This is a genomic window from Mycobacterium sp. DL, from assembly GCF_039729195.1.
Classification (GTDB): Bacteria; Actinomycetota; Actinomycetes; order Mycobacteriales; family Mycobacteriaceae; genus Mycobacterium; species Mycobacterium hippocampi_A.
This window is the reverse complement of record NZ_CP155796.1, coordinates 3,447,138-3,469,209: the sequence shown is the minus strand read 5'-3', so window position 1 is coordinate 3,469,209 and position 22,072 is coordinate 3,447,138. Positions and strand designations below refer to the sequence as shown.

Genomic DNA, 22,072 nt, shown 5'->3' with positions numbered 1-22,072 from the left:
CGGTACTGTGTCTAGGCCATGAGTCTGCGCCCCTCCCATCCCGCCGGTCTGCCACTCGCCGCTGTTGCCGACCTGCTCGCCGGGCTTTCTGTCGAGCCGGCCACCGGGCTCACCGCGCCGGAAATCCGGGTCACGGGTGTGACACTGCGCGGCCAGGACGCCGAAGCCGGCGATCTGTTCGCGGCGCTGCCTGGCTCGAGCGCGCACGGTGCCCGCTACGCCGCCGACGCCGTCGAGCGTGGTGCGGTCGCCGTGCTGACCGACCGCGACGGCGTGTCGGAGATCGGCGGCGGGCTCGGGGTGCCCGTGCTGGTGCATCCCGCGCCGCGGGCAGTGCTGGGAGAAGTGGCCGCCGCCGTGTACGGCAATCCGTCGGAGCGGGTACGGGTCATCGGCGTGACCGGCACCTCCGGAAAGACGACGACGACCTATCTGATCGAGGCCGGACTGCGCGCGGCGGGCCGGGTGGCCGGGTTGATCGGCACCGTCGGCGTCCGCATCGACGGACGCGACCAGCCCAGCGGCCTGACCACACCGGAAGCCCCTCAGTTGCAGGCGCTGCTGGCCGTGATGGTCGAACAGGGCGTGGACACCGTCGTCATGGAGGTGTCCAGCCACGCGCTCACCCTCGGTCGGGTCGACGGGGTGGCGTTCGCAGTCGGCGGATTCACGAATCTGTCCCGTGACCACCTGGACTTCCACGAGTCGATGGAGGAGTACTTCGAGGCCAAGGCGCGACTGTTCGACCCCGAATCGCCGACACATGCCGCGCAGTCGGTGGTGTGCGTCGACGACGAATGGGGTCGCGCGATGGCCGCGCGGGCGCATCGGGCGGTGACGGTGAGCGCGACCGGAACCGCCGACTGGACGGTCGAGAACGTCACCACCGGCGCGGCCGGCCTCCAGGAGTTCTACGCCGTGGATCCCGCCGGTGTTCACCACGGCCTGGGAATCGGTCTGCCGGGTGGCTACAACGTGGCGAACTGCCTGCTGGCGGCGGCGCTGCTGGATGCGGTGGGGGTGTCACCCGAGCAGGCCGCCCCGGGGTTGCGCGACGCCAGGGTGCCCGGCCGGCTGGAGTCGATCGACCGGGGGCAACCGTTCCTCGCGCTCGTCGACTATGCGCACAAGCCCGGAGCACTGCGCGCGGTTCTCGAATCGCTGCGAGAGCAGAGCGCCGGCCGAATCGCGGTGGTGTTCGGCGCCGGCGGCAACCGCGACGCGGGGAAGCGGGGGCCGATGGGGCAGGTGGCTGCCGAACTCGCCGACCTGGTCGTGGTGACCGACGACAACCCACGTGACGAGGACCCGGCGGCCATCCGCGCCGCGATCGTGACCGCGGCGACCGGCGGGGATGCCGACCTGGTCGAGATCGCCGACCGGCGCGCCGCGATCGACCACGCCGTGTCCTGGGCCTGCGCCGGGGACATCGTGCTGATCGCAGGCAAGGGGCACGAGGGCGGCCAGACCATTGGGGGCCGGACCCGGCCGTTCGACGATCGCGACGAACTGGCCGATGCACTGGAGTCGCTCCGGTGATCGAACTGTCGCTGGCGCGGATCGCCGAGATCGTCGGCGGCCGCTTGACGGACGTCTCCGCCGAGCAGGCCGCCGCCACCGTGGTCACCGGAACCGTCGAGTTCGACTCCCGGGCGGTGACGCCTGGTGGGCTGTTCCTGGCGCTGCCCGGCGCGCGATCCGACGGCCACGACTTCGCAGCGACTGCCGTCGCTGCCGGAGCAGCGGCGGTGTTGGCCGCCCGTCCGGTCGGGGTGCCCGCGATCGTCGTTGATCCGGTGCATACGGGCGAGGCTGGCGGCGCTGGCACGGGCGTCGCGGGTGTCCTCGAACACGACACCGACGGTTCGGGCGCCGCGGTGCTCGCGGCCCTGGCGAAACTGGCCGCCGCCGTGGCCGCCGAACTCGTGGCCGACGGTCTGACGGTCGTCGGCATCACCGGTTCATCGGGCAAGACGTCGACCAAGGATCTGATCGCCGCGGTGCTGTCGCCCCTCGGCGAGGTGATCGCCCCGCCGGGCTCGTTCAACAACGAACTCGGACACCCGTGGACGGTGTTGCGGGCCACCCGATCCACCGACTACCTCGTGCTGGAGATGTCGGCACGCCATCCGGGCAACATCGCGGCGCTGGCCGCGATCGCCCCGCCATCGATCGCCGTCGTCCTCAACGTCGGAACCGCGCACCTCGGTGAATTCGGGTCCCGTGAGGCGATTGCTGCGACGAAATCGGAGTTGCCGCAAGCGGTTCCGGCGTCCGGGGTGGTGATCCTCAATGTCGACGACCCGGTGGTGGCGGGGATGGCCGAGAAGACGGCGGCCCGGATCGTGCGTGTCGGGCGCACCTCCGATGCCTCGGTCGCCGACGTGCGTGCCGACAACATCGTCCTCGACCCGCTGGCGCGCGCCGAGTTCACGCTGCATGCCGGCGGTGCGCAGGCCGCCGTGACGCTCGCGGTGCACGGTGACCACCAGGTGTCCAATGCGCTGTGCGCTGCGGCCGTCGCGCTGGAGTGTGGTGCCGACCTGAGCCAGGTGTCGGCAGCGTTGGGCGCGGCCGGCTCGGTGTCGGGGCAGCGCATGCAGGTCCACACCCGCGAGGATGGCGTGACGATCATCAACGACGCCTACAACGCCAACCCGGACTCGATGCGTGCCGGGCTCAAGGCGCTGGCTTGGATGAGCCGGGGTGGGGCGTCCAAACGCCGAAGCTGGGCCGTTCTGGGGGAGATGGCCGAGCTCGGTGACGACGCGATATCCGAGCATGACCGCATCGGCAGACTGGCGGTGCGCTTAGATGTCTCTCGACTCATCGTCATCGGAACCGGGAGGCCTATGAGCGCCATGCTCCACGGGGCGGTCATGGAGGGATCGTGGGGCTCGGAGGCCACCGCGGTCGCCGATGCCGACGCCGCACTGGATCTGTTGCGCGCTGAGCTCCGGGCCGGGGACGTCGTGCTCGTCAAGGCGTCGAACTCCGCCGGGCTCGGCACGCTGGCCGATGCGCTGACCGCCGACACGTCGGGGGACGGTGGATGAGGCAGATACTCATCGCCGTCGCGATCGCGCTGACGGTGTCCATCCTGCTGACCCCGGCGCTGATCAAGCTGTTCACCCGCCAGGGTTTCGGTCACGAGATCCGGGCAGACGGTCCGCCGAGCCACCACAAGAAGCGTGGCACCCCCTCGATGGGTGGGGTGGCCATCGTGGCGGGGATCTGGGCCAGCTACCTGGGCACCCACCTGGTCGGGGTGTTGATCGACGGAAAAGGGCCGTCGGCCTCCGGCCTGCTGGTGCTGGGGCTGGTGACGGCGCTGGGCGCCGTCGGGTTCGCCGACGACATGATCAAGATCCGGCGGGCACGCAACCTCGGACTGAACAAGACCGCCAAGACCGTCGGCATCCTCGTCGCCGCCGTGCTGTTCGGCGTCCTGGCGCTGCAGTTCCGCAACGCCGACGGGTTGACCCCCGGCAGTGCCGAGCTGTCGTACGTGCGGGAGATCGCCACGGTGACATTGGCGCCCGCCGTCTTCGTGCTGTTCTGCGTGGTGATCGTCAGCGCTTGGTCGAACGCGGTGAACTTCACCGATGGCCTCGACGGGCTGGCCGCGGGCGCGATGGCGATGGTGTGCGCCGCCTACGTGCTCATCACGTTCTGGCAGTTCCGCAACGCGTGCGCGACGAGCCCCGGCGTCGGTTGTTACAACGTGCGTGACCCCCTTGATCTCGCGATCATCGCGGCGGCGACCGCGGGGGCGTGCATCGGGTTCCTGTGGTGGAACGCCGCGCCCGCCAAGATCTTCATGGGTGACACCGGATCGCTTGCCCTCGGTGGTGTGATCGCGGGTCTTTCGGTCACCAGCCGGACCGAGATGCTCGCCGTGGTGCTCGGCGCGCTGTTCGTCGCCGAGGTGACGTCGGTGGTCGTGCAGATCCTCGCGTTCCGCACCACCGGCCGTCGGGTGTTCCGGATGGCGCCCTTCCATCACCACTTCGAGCTGGTGGGCTGGGCAGAGACCACGGTGATCATCAGGTTCTGGCTGCTGACGGCCATCGCGTGCGGGCTGGGTGTGGCGCTCTTCTACAGCGAGTGGCTGACCACCGTCGGTGCCTGACATGGACGGCTCGGAACTGCCGGGCTTGGAACGCGGTGCCGATGTCCTGGTGACGGGCGCAGGCATCACCGGCCGGGCGATACTCGCCGCGCTGGTCCCGCTCGGGGTCCGCGCGACACTCACCGACGACAGTCCCACGGCGTTGACGTCGCTGGCGCAGCAGGGAGTGGCCGTCGTCGATCCCGCCAACGCTGTCGAGCGGATCGCCGACTTCGCACTCGTCGTCACCAGCCCGGGATTTCCGCCCACCGCGCCGGTCCTGGCAGCCGCTGCCGCGGCGGGTGTCCCGATCTGGGGTGATGTCGAACTGGCGTGGCGGCTGGACCAGTCCGGGCGTTTCGGTCCGCCACGGCAGTGGCTGGTGGTCACCGGGACCAACGGCAAGACCACGACGACGTCGATGCTCTACGCGATGCTCGAGGCGGCGGGACGACGGGCGGTGCTGTGCGGCAACATCGGCGATCCGGTCCTCGACCTGCTCGACCAGCCCGCCGAGGTGTTCGCCGTCGAGTTGTCGAGCTTCCAGCTGCATTGGGCGCCGTCACTGCGCCCCGAAGCGGGTGTGGTGCTCAATGTCGCCGAGGACCACCTCGACTGGCACGGCTCGATGCAGGCGTACGCGCAGGCCAAAGCGCGGGCTCTGACCGGCCGCGTGGCCGTCGGGGGACTCGACGACCCCGCGGCCGCCCGATTGCTGGAGGCGGCTCCGGCGCCGGTGAAGGTGGGGTTCCGGTCGGGTGCACCTGCACCCGGGGAGTTCGGGGTCCGCGACGGGCGGCTCGTCGACAACGCTTTCGATCGCGACCTGACCCTCGCCGAGGCGGCCTCGATCTCGGTGGCCGGTCCGGTCGGTGTGCTCGACGCGCTCGCTGCGGCGTGCCTGGCCCGCGCAATCGACGTGCCCGCGGAGGCGATCGCCCGTGCGCTCGCGACGTTCCGGGTCGGCAGGCACCGCGCGGAGATCGTCGCGATCGCCGACGGGGTCACCTACGTCGACGACTCCAAGGCCACCAACCCGCACGCCGCCCAGGCCTCCATCAGCGCGTATCCCCGGGTGGTGTGGGTGGCCGGCGGACTGCTCAAGGGTGCTTCGGCCGATGACATGGTCGCCGCGATCGCGAACCGGCTGGTCGGTGCGGTGCTGATCGGTCAGGACCGGTCGGTGATCGGCGAGGCGTTATCGCGACACGCACCGGATGTCCCCGTCGTTGAGCTTGTGACAGGGGAGGATTCTGGGGTGCGTGAGAGAGATGTGCCAGTTGAGTCAGGTGTTACTCGTGTGACTCGGCACGTGGACAGTCGGGAACGCCCGATGGCCGATGCCGTGATGACGGCCGTCGTCTCCGCCGCCCGTGACCTGGCCCGACCGGGTGACACCGTGCTTCTCGCCCCGGCGGGTGCATCGTTCGACCAGTTCAGCGGCTACGGACACCGCGGAGACACGTTCGCCGCGGCCGTGCGCGCCGCCACCGGGTAGACCGTGAGCAGCATCCTCACCCGGCTGCGGAGCCGTCGCGCCAACCCGGCAGCCGCCGACCCCGCCCAGGCGGTCGCCGCCACCGACGCGTCGCTGCACATGCCGCGGACCCGGTTCGGAGCCTGGCTCGGCCGGCCCATGACCTCGTTTCACCTCATCATCGCGGTCGCGGCGCTGCTGACCACGATGGGTCTGACGATGGTGCTGTCGGCCTCGGGCGTGTACTCCTACGACCAGGACGGCTCGCCGTGGGTGGTCTTCGCCAAGCAGCTGCTGTGGACAGTGATCGGCCTGGTCGCGTTCTACATCGCGCTGCGCATGAAGGTGCAGCTGATGCGCAAGTTGGCCTTTGCCGGGTTCGCGGTCAGCGTCGTGCTGCTGATCCTGGTGTTGATCCCGGGAATCGGCAAGGTGGCCAACGGATCCCGTGGTTGGTTCGTCTTCGCCGGGTTCTCCATGCAGCCGTCGGAGTTGGCCAAGATCGCCCTGGCCATCTGGGGTGCGCACCTTCTTGCCGCGCGCCGCATGGAGCAGGCTTCGCTGCGCGAGATGCTGGTTCCGCTGGTGCCCGCCGCAGTGATCGCGCTGGGGCTCATCGTGTCCCAGCCCGACCTCGGTCAGACGCTGTCGATGGGTGTGATCCTGCTGGGCCTGCTCTGGTACGCCGGCCTGCCGCTGCGGGTCTTCCTGAGCTCACTGGGTGCGGTTCTGGTCTCGGGCGCCGTGCTCGCGATGTCGGCGGGCTATCGCTCGGCGCGCGTGCAGTCCTGGCTCAACCCCGCCGCCGACGCGCAGGGTTCCGGCTACCAGGCTCGCCAGGCCCGGTTCGCACTGGCCAACGGCGGTATCTTCGGCGACGGGCTGGGGCAGGGCACGGCGAAGTGGAACTACCTGCCCAACGCCCACAACGACTTCATCTTCGCGATCATCGGCGAGGAACTCGGCTTCGTCGGCGCCGCCGGCTTGCTCTGCCTGTTCGGGTTGTTCGCCTACACCGGCATGAGGATCGCGCGTCGTTCGGCCGATCCCTTCCTGCGGTTGCTGACCGCCACGGCCACCCTGTGGATCATGAGTCAGGTGTTCATCAACGTCGGTTACGTGGTCGGGTTGCTGCCGGTCACGGGGTTGCAGCTGCCGCTGATCTCCGCCGGTGGCACCTCGACCGCGACCACGCTGATGATGATCGGCATCATGGCCAACGCCGCGCGTCATGAACCCGAGGCGGTCGCCGCGCTCCGGGCCGGCCGCGACGACCGGGTCAACCGGCTGCTGCGGCTGCCGCTGCCCGCCCCGTATGTGCCGACCCGCACCGAGGCGCTGCGGGACCGACTTCGGTCCCGACCCGGCCGCCCGTCGTCCCCGCCCCAGCAGAAGCCGCCGAGGAACCGGACCCGGCCATCGCAGGATGACCGACCGGCTCGCCGGTCCGGACGAGCTCGCGGCGAGCAGCCGGTTGGGGCCGGGCGGGCGTCGGTCGGTTATGGTGCTGGCCAGCGCAAGCAGGGTCGACAGGCCCGCACAATGGAAGGTCAGCGTTACGGGTGACGGGGATTTCCGTGGTTCTTGCCGGCGGCGGCACGGCGGGCCACGTCGAACCGGCGATGGCGGTCGCCGACGCCCTCACCGCGCTCGAGCCCGGGGTGCGGATCACCGCTCTGGGCACTGAGCGTGGCCTCGAGACCCGGCTCGTCCCGCAGCGCGGTTATCACCTCGAGCTGATCACGCCGGTGCCGCTGCCGCGGAAGCCCTCGTCCGATCTCGTCAGGTTGCCGGGGCGGGTGCGTCGCGCGGTCAAGCAGACCCGCGCCGTGCTCGACGCCGTGGAGGCCGATGTCGTGATCGGTTTCGGCGGATACGTCGCGCTGCCCGCCTACGTCGCAGCGTGGAGTCCCCGGGCGGGCCGCCGGGTGCCGGTGGTCGTTCACGAGGCCAACGCCAGCGCCGGCCTGGCCAACAAAGTCGGCGCCAGGACCGCGCAGCGGGTGCTCTCGGCGGTGGCCGACCCCGGCCTGGGCCGCGTCGAGGTCGTCGGGGTCCCGGTGCGGGCGACGATCACCTCGTTGGACCGGATGGCGCTTCGTGCCGAGGCCCGCGCACATTTCGGTTTCGCCGACGGTGCCCGGGTGTTGTTGGTCTTCGGCGGCTCGCAGGGCGCCCAATCCCTAAACCGCGCCGTCTCAGGTGCTGCGGAAAGTCTTGCGAGAGAGGGCATCTCCGTTCTGCACGCGCACGGCCCGAAGAACACGCTCGAGCTGCCGACACCGGCTGCGGGGGATCCGCCCTACGTCGCGGTGCCCTACCTGGACCGGATGGACCTGGCCTATGCGGCGGCCGATCTGGCGATCTGCCGAGCGGGGGCGATGACCGTCGCCGAGGTCACCGCGGTCGGGCTGCCGGCGGTGTACGTACCGCTGCCGATCGGAAACGGCGAACAGCGGCTCAACGCCCTACCTGTGGTCGGCGCGGGGGGCGGCATCATCGTCGACGACAGGGAGCTCACTGCGGACTTCGTCGCCGACACCGTGACCACGCTGCTCACCGACGGGGCCCGGTTGACGACGATGACGGCCGCCGCCGCGCTCGCCGGGCACCCTGATGCGGCACGGCGGGTGGCCGAGGTGGCACTCGAGGTGGCGCGGGCCGCCCGGGACGGACGACGGCGATGACGACCGACGACCTGCCCGAGGAACTGCAGCGGGTGCACATGGTCGGCATCGGCGGCGCCGGCATGTCGGGCATCGCGCGCATCCTGTTGGACCGCGGAGGTCTGGTGTCGGGGTCCGACGCCAAGGAATCGCGCGGGGTGATCGCCCTGCGGGCCCGCGGCGCCACGATCCGAATCGGCCACGATGCCTCGTCGCTCGACATGCTGCCCGGCGGCCCGACGGTGGTGGTCACCACCCACGCCGCGATCCCGAAGACGAACCCGGAACTGGTCGAGGCGCGCAGGCGGGGGATCCCGGTGATCCTGCGGCCGGCCGTGCTGGCCAAGCTGATGGCCGGGCACACCACGTTGATGGTGACCGGAACAGCCGGTAAGACGACGACGACATCGATGGTCATCGTGGCGTTGCAGCACTGTGGTTTCGACCCGTCGTTCGCGGTCGGCGGCGATCTGGGCGAGCCGGGCACCAACGCGCACAACGGGAGTGGCGCCTATTTCGTCGCCGAGGCCGACGAGAGTGACGGATCGCTGGTGCAGTACCGGCCCGACGTCGCGGTGGTCACCAACATCGAAGCCGACCATCTCGACTTCTTCGGCAGCGAGCAGGCTTACATCGACGTGTTCGACGCGTTCATGGAGCGCCTGCAACCAGGTGGCGTGGTCGTGGTGTGTGTCGACGATCCGGGGGCCGCAGCATTCGCCGAACGCACTGCTGCACTGGGGATTCGGGTGGTGCGCTACGGGAGTGGCGATCGACCCGATCTGGCGGGCGCACTGCTGGACTGGCAGCAGCGGGGTACCAGTGCGGTCGCCACGGTGCAGTTGGCCGGGGAGAGCGGGCCGCGGACCATGCGACTTGCGGTGCCCGGCCGGCACATGGCACTGAACGCACTCGCCGCGTTACTGGCGTCGATCCACGTCGGCGCGGCACCCGACGACGTGCTCGAGGCGCTCGCCGGTTTCGAGGGAGTCCGCCGCCGGTTCGAGTTGGTCGGCACCGCGAACGGGGTGCGGGTCTTCGACGACTACGCACACCATCCGACCAAGGTCACGGCCGCACTGACGGCAGTACAGGCGCTCGTCAGGGAATCGGGCGGGCGCTCGATCGTCGTGTTCCAACCGCACTTGTACTCGCGCACAGAGGCTTTCGCATCAGAGTTCGCGCAGGCACTTGACACCGCCGACGAGGTCTTCATGCTCGACGTCTATGCGGCGCGCGAGCAGCCGATCGCCGGGGTCAGCGGTGCCACGATCGCCGACCAGATGACCGCACCGGTCACCTACGTCCCCGACTTCTCCGCGGTGCCCGCACGGGTGGCCGCGGCCGCCTCGCCCGGCGACGTGATCGTCACCATGGGTGCGGGCGACGTGACCATGCTGGGCAAGGAGATCCTGACAGCGCTGCAGGCGGGGTCTGACCGATGACCGGCCCCACCGACGAACCCGACGTCGAACCGCCCCGCCCCGATCCCGAGGCGAACCCGCCCGTGGACACCGATGGAACACCCCCATCCGCCGAAGACGTCGAGGACGTGGAGGGGCCGCGCCGCCGCGCCCGGCGGGAACGCGAGGAGCGCCGGGCAGCGCAGGCGAGGGCCACCGCCATCGAGGAGGCGCGTCGTGACGCGAAGCGTCGTGCGTTGGGACGCCCGGCGCAGGAGGCGCACACTCTCGGACGAGGTGCCGACCGCGGATTGAAGCTGTTGTTGTGGACCGCGGTGATCGCAGTGCTGGTCGTCGGTCTCGGGCTGTTGTTGTACTTCACCCCGGTGATGTCGGTCCGCAACGTTGTCGTGACCGGTCTGGGTGCGGTCACCCAGGAAGAGGTGGTCGCCGCGGCGGGGGTGGCGCCGGAGACACCGCTGCTGCAGGTGAACACCGACACGGTGGCCGAGAGAGTGGCTGAGATCCGGCGTGTCGCCACCGTGCGCGTGCAACGGCAGTACCCGTCGACGCTGCGAGTCACGGTCGTCGAGCGGATTCCGGTCGTGGTCAAGGACTATCCCGACGGCGTGCACCTGTTCGACCGGGACGGCGTGGACTTCGCCACCGCGCCGCCCCCGCCGGGGGTGCCCTACCTCGACGTGGAGAACCCGGGTCCGACCGATCCGGCGACCCAGGCGGCGCTGCAGGTGATGACCTCGTTGCGGCCCGAAGTCGCCAGCCAGGTGGGCCGGGTCTCGGCGCCGTCGGTCGCTGCGATCACGCTGACGCTGGTCGACGGTCGAGTCGTGGTGTGGGGGACCACCGACCGCACCGAGGAGAAGGCACTGAAACTGGGAGCGCTGCTGACCCAGCCCGGTCAGACCTACGACGTCTCCAGCCCGGACCTGCCGACTGTCAAGTAGAGGCCGGTCCGACTCGGTGCGGACACGCCCGAGAAATTTGTTGGTGAAAATGTCGGCGCGCCTGCAGGGCTCCCGTGCGCGGCCGTCCTACCGTTCTGTTTGCGCGGAACAACTTGACATAACTCTAAGCCTATGGTTGAGGTTGAGAGTTTGCTTGAGGGGTTATTCCAGCGTGACGACAGGCAACCAGGCAGGAAGGGCGACCCGATGACCCCCCCGCATAACTACCTCGCTGTGATCAAGGTGGTCGGCATTGGCGGCGGCGGCGTCAACGCCGTCAACCGGATGATCGAACAGGGTCTGAAGGGCGTCGAGTTCATCGCGATCAACACCGACGCTCAGGCGCTGTTGATGAGTGATGCCGACGTCAAACTCGACGTCGGTCGGGAATCGACGCGCGGGCTCGGCGCCGGCGCCGATCCCGAGGTCGGCCGGAAGGCCGCAGAAGACGCCAAGGACGACATCGAGGAGCTGCTGCGCGGCGCCGACATGGTGTTCGTCACCGCCGGCGAGGGCGGCGGCACCGGTACCGGCGGCGCGCCCGTGGTGGCGACCATCGCCCGCAAGCTCGGTGCGCTGACCGTCGGCGTGGTGACGCGACCGTTCTCGTTCGAGGGCAAGCGGCGTAGCAATCAGGCCGGGGACGGCATCGCCGCGCTGCGGGAGAGTTGCGACACGCTGATCGTGATCCCCAACGACCGGCTCCTGCAGATGGGTGACGCCGCGGTGTCGCTGATGGACGCGTTCCGCAGCGCCGACGAGGTGCTGCTCAACGGTGTGCAGGGCATCACCGACCTGATCACCACGCCCGGACTGATCAACGTCGACTTCGCCGACGTCAAGGGCGTGATGAGCGGCGCAGGTACCGCGCTGATGGGCATCGGCTCGGCCCGCGGGGACGGACGTGCACTCAAGGCCGCCGAGATCGCCATCAACTCCCCACTGCTGGAAGCATCGATGGAGGGCGCGCAGGGCGTGCTGCTCTCGGTCGCCGGTGGCAGCGACCTGGGACTCTTCGAGATCAACGAGGCCGCCTCGTTGGTCCAGGAGTCGGCACATCCCGAAGCCAACATCATCTTCGGCACCGTCATCGACGACTCCCTCGGTGACGAGGTCAGGGTGACCGTGATCGCGGCGGGCTTCGACGCGGCGGGTCCCGGACGCAAGCCGGTGACCGGTGAGAACGCCGCAGGCGCCACACCGATCGCGCCGGGCAAGGCAGGCCGGGTGACCTCGACACTGTTCGAGCCGTCGGATGCCGCCAGCGTGCCGGTGCACACCAATGGCGCGACTGTCCGTATCGGCGGTGACGACGGCGGCATCTCCGACGATGACGTCGACGTGCCACCGTTCATGCGTCACTGACGCGTACTACGGTCGCGCCGTGACGTTTCGTGTACGCCGCGTGACCACCACCCGCGCCGGTGGTGTGTCCAAGCCGCCGTTTGCGACGTTCAATCTCGGCGACCACGTCGGCGACGACCCGGTCGCCGTGGCAGCCAACCGACGGCGGCTCGCCGCCACCGTCGGCCTGCGTCCGGACGGCATCGTGTGGATGAACCAGGTGCACAGCTCTCACGTCGAGGTCGTTGACGGCCCCCGTGAAATCGTCGACGACACAGATGGTTTGGTCACCGCGACGCCGCTGTTGGCGCTGGCGGTGGTGACGGCCGACTGTGTGCCCGTGCTGATGGCCGACGCGCGGGCGGCGGTGATCGCCGCCGTGCACGCCGGTCGTGTCGGCGCGCAGAACGGAATCGTCGCGCGCGCAGTGGAGACGATGGTCGACGCCGGGGCCCACGTCGAGGATGTCTCCGTGCTGCTCGGGCCTGCGGTGAGCGGCCGGAACTACGAGGTGCCCGCGCAGATGGCCGCCGAGGTCGAGTCGATGCTGCCGGGCAGTCGGACCACCACCCGCCGCGGCACGCCCGGCCTGGACCTGCGAGCCGGGATCGCCGCGCAGCTGCGCTCTCTGGGCGTCAGATCGATCGACGTGGATCCCCGGTGCACGGTCGAGGACAAGAATCTGTTCAGCCACCGGCGCGACGCTCCGACCGGGCGGCTGGCGTCACTGGTGTGGTTGGAGCCAGGCCCGTGACTTCGGCCCGCGAACAGGAACTGAGCGAGGCGCTGGCGTCGGTCCGTGAGCGACTGGCGCGCGCGGCCGAGGCCGCCGGGCGCGACGTCGGCGAGATCGAACTTCTCCCCGTCACGAAGTTCTTCCCGGCCAGTGACGTGATGGCGCTGCGCCGGCTGGGATGCCTGGCGTTCGGCGAGTCCCGCGATCAGGAAGCTGTGCAGAAAGTCGCCGAACTCGGCGAGGTCCAGGGGTGTGAGGACATCCGCTGGCACATGGTGGGTCGCATCCAGCGCAACAAGGCACGATCGGTCGCCCAGTGGGCCTACGCCGCGCACTCTGTGGACAGCGTCAAGCTGATCACCGCGCTCGACCGGGCGTGCGTGGACGCGCTCGACCAGGGCCATCGTGTCGAGCCGCTTCGGATCTACCTGCAGATCAGTATCGACGGCGACGAGACCAGGGGCGGCGTGGACGTCGCGGCCACCGGGCGGATCGACGAGATGTGCTCCGCGGCCGATGAATCCCGCGGGTTGCGGTTCGTCGGCCTGATGTCCATTCCGCCGTTGGGGGCTGATCCCGGTGCGGCTTTTGCGCGTTTACAGGAGGAGCGTGAGCGGGTACAGCACCGCTACCAGCAGCGTCTCGAGCTGTCCGCGGGGATGTCCGGCGACCTCGAGACGGCGGTCGAACATGGTTCGACATGTGTGCGTGTCGGTACCGCGCTTATGGGATCGCGACCGCTAACGTCACCCGAAGTAGTCACTCCAGTCACATCTTCATCACAGACAACAGATTCCGCTGAAAATCCGGATGCTTCGAATACCTCGACACCGCGAGAAGGGTCCTCACGATGAGCACACTGCACAAGGTCAAGGCCTACTTCGGTATGGCGCCGATGGATGACTACGAGGACGACTACTACGAGGACGACGACCGCGGCCCCGCGCGCGGCTACCGGCGCCCCCGCGAAGACCGCTTCGAGGACGAAGGCGGCTATTCGCGTGGTTACGACGACCGCGGGCGGGACTATGACGAGCCCGCCCCCTACCGCGGCGGGTTGGACGACGCCCGGTTCGAGGCCAGGTTGCGCACGCCGCGTGAATTCGACCGCACACCACCACGATTCGGCGCCATGCGGGGCTCCACCCGAGGTGCGCTGGCGATGGATCCGCGCGGGATGGCCGAACTGTTCGAAGCCGGCAGCCCGATGGCCAAGATCACCACGCTTCGTCCCAAGGACTACAGCGAGGCCCGCACCATCGGCGAGCGGTTCCGCGACGGGACGCCGGTGATCATGGATCTGGTGTCGATGGACAACGCCGACGCCAAGCGCCTCGTCGACTTCGCGGCGGGACTGGCGTTCGCGCTTCGCGGTTCCTTCGACAAGGTCGCCACCAAGGTGTTCCTGCTGTCGCCTGCCGACGTCGATGTCACCGCCGAGCAGCGCCGCCGCATCGCTGAGGCCGGCTTCTACGCCTACCAGTAGCTTTTCCCGCTTCCGCTCGGGTCGGAGCACTTCCGGTTCGGCGGGTAGGCTGGGGACGTCGTGCAAGCGCCATCGGCTCTGAGCGGCACTCGCTTGTATCGCATGTCACACATCTGCCTGTAGTGAGGACGGCTGTCGTTGTCACTGTTCTTTGAAATTCTTGGTTTTGCGCTGTTCGTGTTCTGGCTGCTGCTGATCGCCCGGGTGGTGGTCGAGTTCATCCGCTCGTTCAGCCGTGACTGGCAACCCCGCGGCGTGACGGTGGTGATTCTCGAGGTCATCATGACGCTCACCGATCCGCCCGTGAAATTGCTCCGGCGGATAATTCCGCAGCTCACGATCGGTGCCATCAGGTTCGATCTGTCGATCATGGTGTTGCTGCTGGCGGCGTTCATCGGCATGCAGTTGGCGTTCGGCGCGGCGGCCTGAGGTCCAGGTCCGGCAGCCGGATCGGCGTTCACGGATCGGAAAATTTGGGTCGAAAGCCGGTCGACAACATCTCGGTATTGTTGAGTTTCCCCCTTAATTACCGCCTCGCCTGCAACCGCCGGGTCTGGTGTGACAGGATGGACGCCAGTTACTCTCCAGCAAGGCTCTACACTTTGAGATCGTTTGACGGTCCAGACTTCAAGGGGGCAGACAATGCCGCTCACACCCGCTGACGTGCATAACGTCGCGTTCAGTAAGCCACCAATCGGTAAGCGCGGCTACAACGAGGACGAGGTAGACGCGTTCCTCGACCTCGTCGAGAACGAGCTGTCCCGCCTCATCGAGGAGAACAGCGACCTGCGCCAGCGGGTTTCCGAGCTCGATCAGGAGCTCGCCTCTTCGCGTTCGGGCGGTGGCGCCCAGCCGACGCAGACGATTCCAGCCTACGAGCCGGAGCCCGAACCCGCACCCCCGCCGCCGCAGCCGGTGTACGAGGCTCCGCCGGCGCAGCAGGCCGCGGCGCCTTCGGAAGATCAGCACCTGCGTGCCGCGAAGATCCTGGGCCTTGCCCAGGACACCGCCGACAGGCTCACCGGAACCGCGAAGGCGGAATCCGACAAGATGCTCGCCGACGCACGCGCCGAAGCAGACGCGATGGTCTCCGAAGCCCGGCAGACCGCCGAGACCACCGTTGCCGAGGCCCGTCAGCGCGCCGACGCCATGCTGGCCGACGCGCAGACCCGCTCCGAAACGCAACTGCGGCAGGCCCAGGAGAAGGCCGATGCCCTGCAGGCAGACGCCGAGCGCAAGCACTCCGAGATCATGGGCACCATCAACCAGCAGCGCACGGTGCTCGAAGGCCGTCTCGAACAACTGCGGACCTTCGAGCGTGAGTACCGCACGCGTTTGAAGACCTACCTGGAGTCTCAGCTAGAGGAACTGGGTCAGCGCGGCTCGGCCGCACCTGTTGACTCCGGCGCCAACAACGAGGGCGGCTTCAACCAGTTCAACCGGGGCAACAACTAGTCACGTGCACCTCCGACTCACACCTTGCGGGGTAGGCCCATGCTGATCGTCGCGTTAGTCCTGGCAGTCGTCGGCCTCGCGGCGCTGGTGACGGCCGTCGTGACGAGCAACGAGCTCATCGCGTGGGTGTGCATCGCCGCCAGTGTGATCGGCGTGGTGCTGCTGATCGTCGATGCACTGAGGGACCGGTCCAAAGGCGACGACGGTGGCGAGGGCGTCGACGACGCTGCGGGTGACGAGACCGAAGTCATCTACGACGAGGACTACCCCGAGGAAGCCCCTGTCGCTGCCGACTACGAGGAGATCCCCGCAGAGGACTCACCGGCAGACGTCGAACCGGTTCCTCATGATCGCGAAGAAGACACCACCGTGTTCACCCCGGAAAACGAGGCATACGGGAAACCGGCGGACGGCGACACCACCAGGAGTTGATCCTGCGGGTCACCCGTCGGTGGTGGCGCGATCGACGGTAGGTGTGGCGAGCAGGTCACGCACCTCGTCGTCGCTGACCTGGTGAAAGTCCTCGTACACCTGTCCGACCGCGCGGAAATCGCGCGGCGTCGTCGAACACACCACGTCATCGGCGTCGGCGCGCAGCCGTCGGCACACCGATGCGGGCCCTACCGGCACCGCGACGACGATGTAGGCCGGGCCGGTGCTGCGCACCGACCGGACGGCGGCTGTCATGCTGGCTCCGGTCGCGATTCCGTCGTCGACCAGGATCACCGTGCGTCCGGCCAGCAGCAGTGCCCCTCGGCCGGCGCGGTACACCTGTTCGCGGCGGTGCAGCTCGGCGGTCTCGCGGGTCAGGGTGTCGCGGATCTGTTCGTCGCTGATGTCCAGACTTCCCAGGAGGTCGTCGTTGAGGACCACGCCGCCCGCGGTGGCCACCGCTCCCATCGCCAGCTCCGGCCACTGCGGAACCCCGAGCTTGCGCACCAGGCACGCGTCCAGCGGAGCCCGCAGGAACGAGGCGACCTCCCAGCCGACGGGCACGCCGCCACGGGCCAGACCCAACACCTGGAGATCGTCACGCCCGCGGTAGTGGGCAAGCTTCTCCGCCAGGAACCTGCCTGCCTCGCGGCGGTCCCGAAACGTTCGTCGGGTGGCACTCATACGTCAGTCTTCGTTCGGTGATCACAGTCTCGTCCGTCGACGTGATACCCGGGGTGCATCCGGGCAATCCCCTGTCAGGACGGCGACGAATGACTACCAACGACGGAAGAGCAGGGGCTGCTGCATGGGCATCGAGTACGAAAGCGTCATCGACCATCCGCGCGACCAGGTGTGGGAATGGCACACCCGGCCCGGGGCGATGCGTCGGCTGGTGCCGCCCTGGCAGCCCATGACAGTCGTGGAAGAGGCGGACTCACTGGCCGATGGGGTCGCGGTGCTCGGCCTACCCGCCGGGTTGCGATGGATTGCCCGTCACGACCCGACGGCGTACATCCCGGGCAGCCGCTTCGCCGACGAGCTGGCATCGAATGGTCCCTCGTCCTGGCCTCCCCGGGTCATCGGTGGCTGGCGACACACGCACACCTTCAGTGATGACGGCGCGGGCACCCGGATCTGCGACGAGGTGGAGACCGTTGTTCCGGCTGCCGGTCTGAAGGCGACCTTCGTCTACCGGCAGCGCCAACTCATCGACGATCTGGTCGCGCACCGCGAGGCTCGCGAGGCGGGCAGCACGCCGATGGTGATCGCCATGACCGGTGCTTCCGGCTTGGTCGGGTCCGCGCTGAGCGCGTTTCTGACCACGGGTGGTCACCGGGTGATCAAGCTGGTCCGGCAGTCCGCGCACGGCGACGACGAACGGCTGTGGAATCCGCAGGCTCCGGCGAAGGGTCTGCTCGACGGCGTCGACGCGGTGGTGCACCTGGCCGGAGCGTCGATAGCGGGCCGCTTCACCGACGCGCATCGTGCCGCGATCAGGGACAGCCGGATCGAACCGACGCGACTCCTCGCGGAGGCGGCCGCGACGGCCGAGGACGGGCCACGCACCTTCGTCTGCGCGTCAGCGGTCGGTTTCTACGGATTCGACCGCGGGGACACCCAACTGACCGAGGACAGCACCCGCGGCGACGGGTTTCTCGCCGACGTGGTCGCGGACTGGGAGGCAGCCACGACGCCTGCCGCCGACGCCGGACTCAGGGTGGTGAAGGTGCGCACCGGGATCGTGCAGGCCGCCGCGGGTGGAACGCTCCGTCTGCTGCGCCCGCTGTTCGCGGCCGGCCTCGGGGGCCGGGTGGGTAGCGGCAGACAATGGCTGTCCTGGATCGGTCTGGACGACATGCTCGACATCTACTATCGGGCGCTCTACGACGATCGGCTCAGCGGGCCGGTCAACGCGGTCGGTCCCGACCCCGTGCGCAACTCCGAATACACCAGCGAACTGGCCCGGGTGCTGCACCGGCCGGCGATCCTGCCCGTCCCGTCGATCGGGCCGCGGGTGCTGCTGGGGGAGCAGGGCGCCCGCGAGCTTGCCGAGGCGAGTCAGCGGGTCGTGCCGTCCAAGTTGTTCGCGCTCGGCCACCGCTTCCGGCATCCGGACGTCGGCGACGCACTGTCCCATCAACTGGGTCGGGGCTGACTGTTCACATAGGTCAGGAAGCCGCGCACCAGCCTGCGGATTCGAACCCCGGCGTCGTCGGCGAGTTCGGCTGTGCGGGTGAGCACTTCGTCGTGGGTCAGGCCCGCGGCGGCGACATCACCGTGATGGTCGGCGGCCAGCCAGACCGCGAGTAACTCCGTATCGACCTCCGGGTGGAACTGCAGTGCCATCGCCCGGCCGAGCACAAACGCCTGTGACGCGTGCGCGGTCCTTGCGATCTCCGTCGACCCGGGCGGCAGCGTCCAGCGGTCGAAATGCCACTGGAACCACGGTCCGCCGGGCACGAGGTCGGGCCGGTCGCTGGCCACGTCGTACCAGCCGATCTCCGGGTGCGGCGAGCGCGCCACCGTGCCGCCGAAGGTCTGCGCCAGCAACTGGCCGCCGAAACACACTCCGAGCAATGCCGCGCCCCCTTCGGCCGCGTCGCGCATCATCTGCATCTCGCCACCGACCCAGGTGCGGCGCAGTTCCTCGTTGTACACCGGCCAGGTTGCGCCGAGGGGGACGATCACGTCGTATCCGGCCGGGTCGGGGAACTCGACGTGTCCGGCCGGATCATCGATCCGTTCGGCGGGGACCACCTCGAACGTCTCGACGTCGAAACCCTCCTCGTCGAACGCCTCGCCGAGCAGTGCCTCGGTCGCCATGTGCTCATTGCGCAGAAACAGAACCCTGGGTGCCACGGGGACCATTATCTGGTTGGCGGCATCGGCAGCGCATCGTCGGGTGCCCTCTCGGCGCCGATCGTGCGCAACAACGTCTCGGGATTCGGCAGCCGATCGTCGTTACCATGGCAGGCAGTCATGGATTCGTTTGGCGCACTTCCCTACACGATCGTGGTGATCCTGACGGTCGCGCTGCACTCGGTGTTCCTCTGCTATCTGGTCGTCGGCGGTTTCCTGGCGTGGCGGTGGCCGGTCACCATCGGTTTGCACATCGCCGCCGTGGTGTGGGGTGCGGCGAGTCTGACCGTCGGCCTGCCGTGCCCGTTGACCGATCTCGAGCGCTACGCCCGCGCGGGTGCCGGGCTGGGGGAGTTGCCGCCGGCGGGCTTCATCGACCACTACCTCACCGGAGTGCTCTACCCGGCCGAGTGGGCGACAGCGATCCAGGTGCTCGCCTTCGCGGCGGTCGTGGTGTCCTGGGTCGGCCTCAGTATCCGCAGTCGAAGGCGATCGGCAGCGTTGCCGGCCCGCTGATGCCGGTGATCGCCTTCCACCGTGCCGGGCCGCTGCGCCGGATCGTCGGCATGCGGCGGGACATGAGGGTCAGCGCCTCGATGAGCTCGATACGCGCGAGGTGCGAGCCGAGACAGTAGTGGACGCCGCCGCCGAAAGTGAGCATCGCGGGTGCATCCGCGCGGGTGATGTCGAATCGGTCGGGGTTCGGGTAGACCTCCGGATCGCGGTTCGCCGCCGCAGTGTTGGCGATCACCAGAGTCCCTGCAGGCACGGTGTGACCGGCGAGCTCGACATCGTCGACGGCGATCCGCAGCGTGCTGAAGATGACCGGCGCGTACCTCATCACTTCTTCGACGGCTTGCGGTGCCAGCTCGGGGTTTTCGGCCAGCAGTGTCCACTGGTCAGGGTGATCGCAGAACACCTCCACCGCGGCGGCCAACTGGTTTCGCGTGGTGTCGGTTCCGGCCATCAGCAATGTCGCGGCGAGTGTCAAGAGTTCCTGGTGGCTGAGCCGGTCGCCGTCGATCTCGGCGCGCATCATGTCCGACAACAGGTCGTCGGTGAGCTCATCTCGTCGGCTCGCGACCATGGTGTCGAGATGGGATTCCAGTGCCCGCCAGGCCCGCACGATGTCGGGTCCGTCCTCGGCGACGTTCCAGTCGAACACCTTGAAGATGTCGTCTGCCCACTCGGAGAACAGATTCCAGTCTTCCCGTCGGGTGCCGAGTAGCTCGCAGATGATCGGGATCGGATACTGCCTGGCGATGTCGGAGACGACGTCACAGCGGCCGTCCTCGGATACCCGGTAGATCAGTTCGGCGATGATGTCGGCGCACGTGTTGCGCAGGCGGCTGGCGGCTCTGGGCGTGAATGCCTTGGCGACGAGCTTGCGTTGGCGGTGATGCGTCGGCCCGTTGAGGCTGAGCAGTCCGGAGACGACGATGTCCCACAGTTCCCCGGAGGTGATGCCCTGCGCGGGAAGTGCGCCGCCTACGGGCATCAGAAATCTGTCGTCGCGCAGAACGGTTCTGACGAGTTCGTAGGTGAGCACCTCGGGGCCGTGTGGTCCGATGGCGATCGGCCCCTGTTGTCGGGCCGCACCGATCAGGCGGTGCGCCTCCTCGGCGCTTTCAGCGTGTTCGTAGGCAATGGTCGGCAGGTCGGCGTCGAAGACGGTCCCCCGGATCTGGTCGACAGACATGTGATCTCCCCCTGCGGTGGACGGTGCCGTTGACGACGAGCCTGTACCGGGTGTCGGGCAGTACCCGCAGTAGACGGCTACTGGCTTTTGAGTCGGCCAGTACTGGTTTCTGGGCGGATTCTTGTCGGAGGGGCGGCGTAGCGTCTGGATTTATGTTCGAAAATTTGTTCGACGTGGATCCCGGGGCGGGTGAGGCTGTCTTGCGGGCGCAGGTCGAGCACTTCGAGCACTTGAAGTCGGCTGCTGCTGCGGCTCAAGCGCGGGCGACGGCGTTGTGGGCGCAGAAGCGCCGCGCCGCGGAGCAGGCGGCGGGGGTGGCGACGGCGAAGCGGGGTAAGGGGTTGGCTTCGGAGGTGGCGTTGGCGCGCCATGAGGCTCCGGTGAAAGGGAATCAGCATCTGGGGTTCGCGAATGCGCTGGTGCATGAGATGCCGCACACGTTGGCGGCGTTGGCGGCCGGGGTGCTTTCGGAGTGGCGGGCGACGTTGATCGTGCGCGAATCGGCGTGTCTGCGTGTGGAGCATCGCCGGGTGTTGGATGCCGAGTTGTGTGCGGATCTGTCGCGCCTGGTGGGGTGGGGCAACAACCGGGTCGAGGCCGAGGCCAAGAAGATCGCGCTGCGTTTGGACGCGGCGGCGGTGGTCGCGCGGTCGGCGAAGGCAGCCAAGGATCGGTGTGTGACGATCCGGCCGGCGCCGGACACCATGACCTGGGTGTCTGCGCTGCTGCCGGTCGCTCAGGGGGTGGCGGTGTATGCGGCGTGCAAGCGCGCCGCGGACACGACGTTCGACGGGCGCACGCGCGGTCAGGTGATGGCCGACACCGTCTACGAAAGGGTCACCGGACGCTCGGCGGCCACACCGGTGCCGGTGGCACTGAATCTGGTGATGGCTGATTCCACGCTGGCCGGTGACGATGAGGAACCGGCGTGGCTCGATGGGTACGGGCCGGTCCCGGCGGGGTTCGCGTGCCGGCTGATCGGGGACGCGGTGGCCGACAAGGACATCAAAGCGACGCTGCGCCGGCTGTACCGCCACCCCGCCAGTGGGCAGTTGGTGGCGATGGAGTCGCGATCCCGGATCTTCCCGAAAGGGTTGGCGGTGTTCATCGGGTTGCGTGATCAGAGGTGCCGGACCCCGTATTGTGATGCCCCGATCCGCCACCGCGATCATGCCACCCCGGTTCGGGCGGGCGGTGAGACCAGCGCGTGCAACGGGTTGGGGGATTGTGCAGCCTGCAATTACGCCAAGGACGCGCCCGGCTGGACCGTCACCACCAGCGAGGACAACGGCGCCCACACCGCGACGTTGCGCACCCCGACTGGGGCGACGTATCAGTCCACCGCCCCACCACTACCCGGCCCGCCGATCCGACGAACGCTGAGCCTGCTCGAAGGCCGCCTCAGCATCGACCTCATCACCTTCGACGCCGCCTAG

Annotated in this window: 21 protein-coding genes; 18 read left to right on the top strand and 3 right to left on the bottom strand. The window is 68.7% G+C overall.

All coding sequences use genetic code 11. The annotated features are described in order from the left end of the window. Positions 1 to 18 precede the first annotated feature (18 nt). From ABDC78_RS16505 to ABDC78_RS16435, 15 genes are all read left to right on the top strand, one after another. Positions 19 to 1,539, top strand: coding sequence for a UDP-N-acetylmuramoyl-L-alanyl-D-glutamate--2,6-diaminopimelate ligase (locus ABDC78_RS16505; protein WP_178360062.1), 1,521 nt, complete (start codon positions 19 to 21; stop codon positions 1,537 to 1,539). Next, complete coding sequence (murF, locus tag ABDC78_RS16500; protein WP_178360063.1) at positions 1,536 to 3,056, top strand: UDP-N-acetylmuramoyl-tripeptide--D-alanyl-D-alanine ligase; 1,521 nt, start codon at positions 1,536 to 1,538, stop codon at positions 3,054 to 3,056. The genes ABDC78_RS16505 and murF overlap by 4 nt, the downstream gene beginning before the upstream one ends. Continuing rightward, entirely contained in the window at positions 3,053 to 4,132 is a 1,080-nt protein-coding gene (mraY, locus tag ABDC78_RS16495) for a phospho-N-acetylmuramoyl-pentapeptide-transferase (RefSeq protein WP_178360064.1), read from the top strand. Before murF ends, mraY begins: the two co-directional genes overlap by 4 nt. Then, on the top strand, positions 4,125 to 5,609 hold the full coding sequence (gene murD / locus ABDC78_RS16490; protein WP_178360065.1) for a UDP-N-acetylmuramoyl-L-alanine--D-glutamate ligase: 1,485 nt from the start codon (positions 4,125 to 4,127) through the stop codon (positions 5,607 to 5,609). Before mraY ends, murD begins: the two co-directional genes overlap by 8 nt. Before the next feature lie 3 nt (positions 5,610 to 5,612). Next, positions 5,613 to 7,154, top strand: a complete 1,542-nt coding sequence (ftsW, locus tag ABDC78_RS16485) for a putative lipid II flippase FtsW (protein WP_178360066.1) — start codon at positions 5,613 to 5,615, stop codon at positions 7,152 to 7,154. 56 nt (positions 7,155 to 7,210) lie between these two features. After that, the gene (murG, locus tag ABDC78_RS16480; RefSeq protein WP_347133514.1) at positions 7,211 to 8,275 is read left to right on the top strand and encodes an undecaprenyldiphospho-muramoylpentapeptide beta-N-acetylglucosaminyltransferase; all 1,065 of its coding nucleotides are present in this window, start codon (positions 7,211 to 7,213) and stop codon (positions 8,273 to 8,275) included. Then, complete coding sequence (gene murC / locus ABDC78_RS16475; protein ID WP_178360068.1) at positions 8,272 to 9,699, top strand: UDP-N-acetylmuramate--L-alanine ligase; 1,428 nt, start codon at positions 8,272 to 8,274, stop codon at positions 9,697 to 9,699. The genes murG and murC overlap by 4 nt, the downstream gene beginning before the upstream one ends. Continuing rightward, positions 9,696 to 10,622 (top strand): cell division protein FtsQ/DivIB, encoded by a 927-nt coding sequence (locus ABDC78_RS16470; protein WP_178360069.1) that lies wholly within the window; start codon positions 9,696 to 9,698, stop codon positions 10,620 to 10,622. The genes murC and ABDC78_RS16470 overlap by 4 nt, the downstream gene beginning before the upstream one ends. Before the next feature lie 207 nt (positions 10,623 to 10,829). Then, complete coding sequence (gene ftsZ, locus ABDC78_RS16465; protein ID WP_178360070.1) at positions 10,830 to 11,987, top strand: cell division protein FtsZ; 1,158 nt, start codon at positions 10,830 to 10,832, stop codon at positions 11,985 to 11,987. A 19-nt stretch (positions 11,988 to 12,006) separates the two neighbouring features. Continuing rightward, on the top strand, positions 12,007 to 12,720 hold the full coding sequence (gene pgeF / locus ABDC78_RS16460) for a peptidoglycan editing factor PgeF (protein WP_178360071.1): 714 nt from the start codon (positions 12,007 to 12,009) through the stop codon (positions 12,718 to 12,720). Beyond that, the gene (locus ABDC78_RS16455; RefSeq protein WP_178360072.1) at positions 12,717 to 13,556 is read left to right on the top strand and encodes a YggS family pyridoxal phosphate-dependent enzyme; all 840 of its coding nucleotides are present in this window, start codon (positions 12,717 to 12,719) and stop codon (positions 13,554 to 13,556) included. Before pgeF ends, ABDC78_RS16455 begins: the two co-directional genes overlap by 4 nt. After that, complete coding sequence (locus ABDC78_RS16450) at positions 13,553 to 14,188, top strand: cell division protein SepF (protein WP_178360073.1); 636 nt, start codon at positions 13,553 to 13,555, stop codon at positions 14,186 to 14,188. Before ABDC78_RS16455 ends, ABDC78_RS16450 begins: the two co-directional genes overlap by 4 nt. A gap of 138 nt (positions 14,189 to 14,326) precedes the next feature. Further along, complete coding sequence (locus ABDC78_RS16445) at positions 14,327 to 14,617, top strand: YggT family protein (RefSeq protein ID WP_178360074.1); 291 nt, start codon at positions 14,327 to 14,329, stop codon at positions 14,615 to 14,617. Positions 14,618 to 14,830: 213 nt separating this feature from the next. Beyond that, positions 14,831 to 15,643, top strand: a complete 813-nt coding sequence (locus ABDC78_RS16440; RefSeq protein ID WP_178360075.1) for a DivIVA domain-containing protein — start codon at positions 14,831 to 14,833, stop codon at positions 15,641 to 15,643. Between the two features lie 39 nt (positions 15,644 to 15,682). Then, a complete protein-coding gene (locus ABDC78_RS16435) occupies positions 15,683 to 16,075 on the top strand; it encodes a DUF308 domain-containing protein (RefSeq protein ID WP_178360076.1) in 393 nt (130 codons plus the stop codon). A 9-nt stretch (positions 16,076 to 16,084) separates the two neighbouring features. On the opposite strand, the gene ABDC78_RS16430 is transcribed toward ABDC78_RS16435, so the two are convergent. Continuing rightward, entirely contained in the window at positions 16,085 to 16,759 is a 675-nt protein-coding gene (locus ABDC78_RS16430) for a phosphoribosyltransferase (protein WP_178360077.1), read from the bottom strand. A gap of 124 nt (positions 16,760 to 16,883) precedes the next feature. Between ABDC78_RS16430 and ABDC78_RS16425 the strand changes: the two genes are divergently transcribed. Beyond that, on the top strand, positions 16,884 to 18,233 hold the full coding sequence (locus ABDC78_RS16425) for a TIGR01777 family oxidoreductase (RefSeq protein WP_178360078.1): 1,350 nt from the start codon (positions 16,884 to 16,886) through the stop codon (positions 18,231 to 18,233). Here ABDC78_RS16425 and ABDC78_RS16420 read toward each other — a convergent pair. Further along, positions 18,215 to 18,946: a type 1 glutamine amidotransferase gene (locus ABDC78_RS16420; protein ID WP_178360079.1), complete on the bottom strand. Its 732-nt coding sequence runs from the start codon at positions 18,944 to 18,946 to the stop codon at positions 18,215 to 18,217. The two genes, ABDC78_RS16425 and ABDC78_RS16420, sit on opposite strands and share 19 nt — an antisense overlap. A gap of 111 nt (positions 18,947 to 19,057) precedes the next feature. Between ABDC78_RS16420 and ABDC78_RS16415 the strand changes: the two genes are divergently transcribed. Continuing rightward, the gene (locus tag ABDC78_RS16415; RefSeq protein ID WP_178360080.1) at positions 19,058 to 19,453 is read left to right on the top strand and encodes a DUF2784 domain-containing protein; all 396 of its coding nucleotides are present in this window, start codon (positions 19,058 to 19,060) and stop codon (positions 19,451 to 19,453) included. Here ABDC78_RS16415 and ABDC78_RS16410 read toward each other — a convergent pair. Continuing rightward, positions 19,407 to 20,636: a cytochrome P450 gene (locus ABDC78_RS16410; RefSeq protein WP_178360081.1), complete on the bottom strand. Its 1,230-nt coding sequence runs from the start codon at positions 20,634 to 20,636 to the stop codon at positions 19,407 to 19,409. The genes ABDC78_RS16415 and ABDC78_RS16410 overlap by 47 nt on opposite strands. A 152-nt stretch (positions 20,637 to 20,788) precedes the next feature. Between ABDC78_RS16410 and ABDC78_RS16405 the strand changes: the two genes are divergently transcribed. Then, positions 20,789 to 22,072 carry a DUF222 domain-containing protein gene (locus ABDC78_RS16405; RefSeq protein ID WP_178360082.1) on the top strand — a complete coding sequence of 428 codons (1,284 nt, stop codon included), beginning with the start codon at positions 20,789 to 20,791 and terminating at the stop codon, positions 22,070 to 22,072.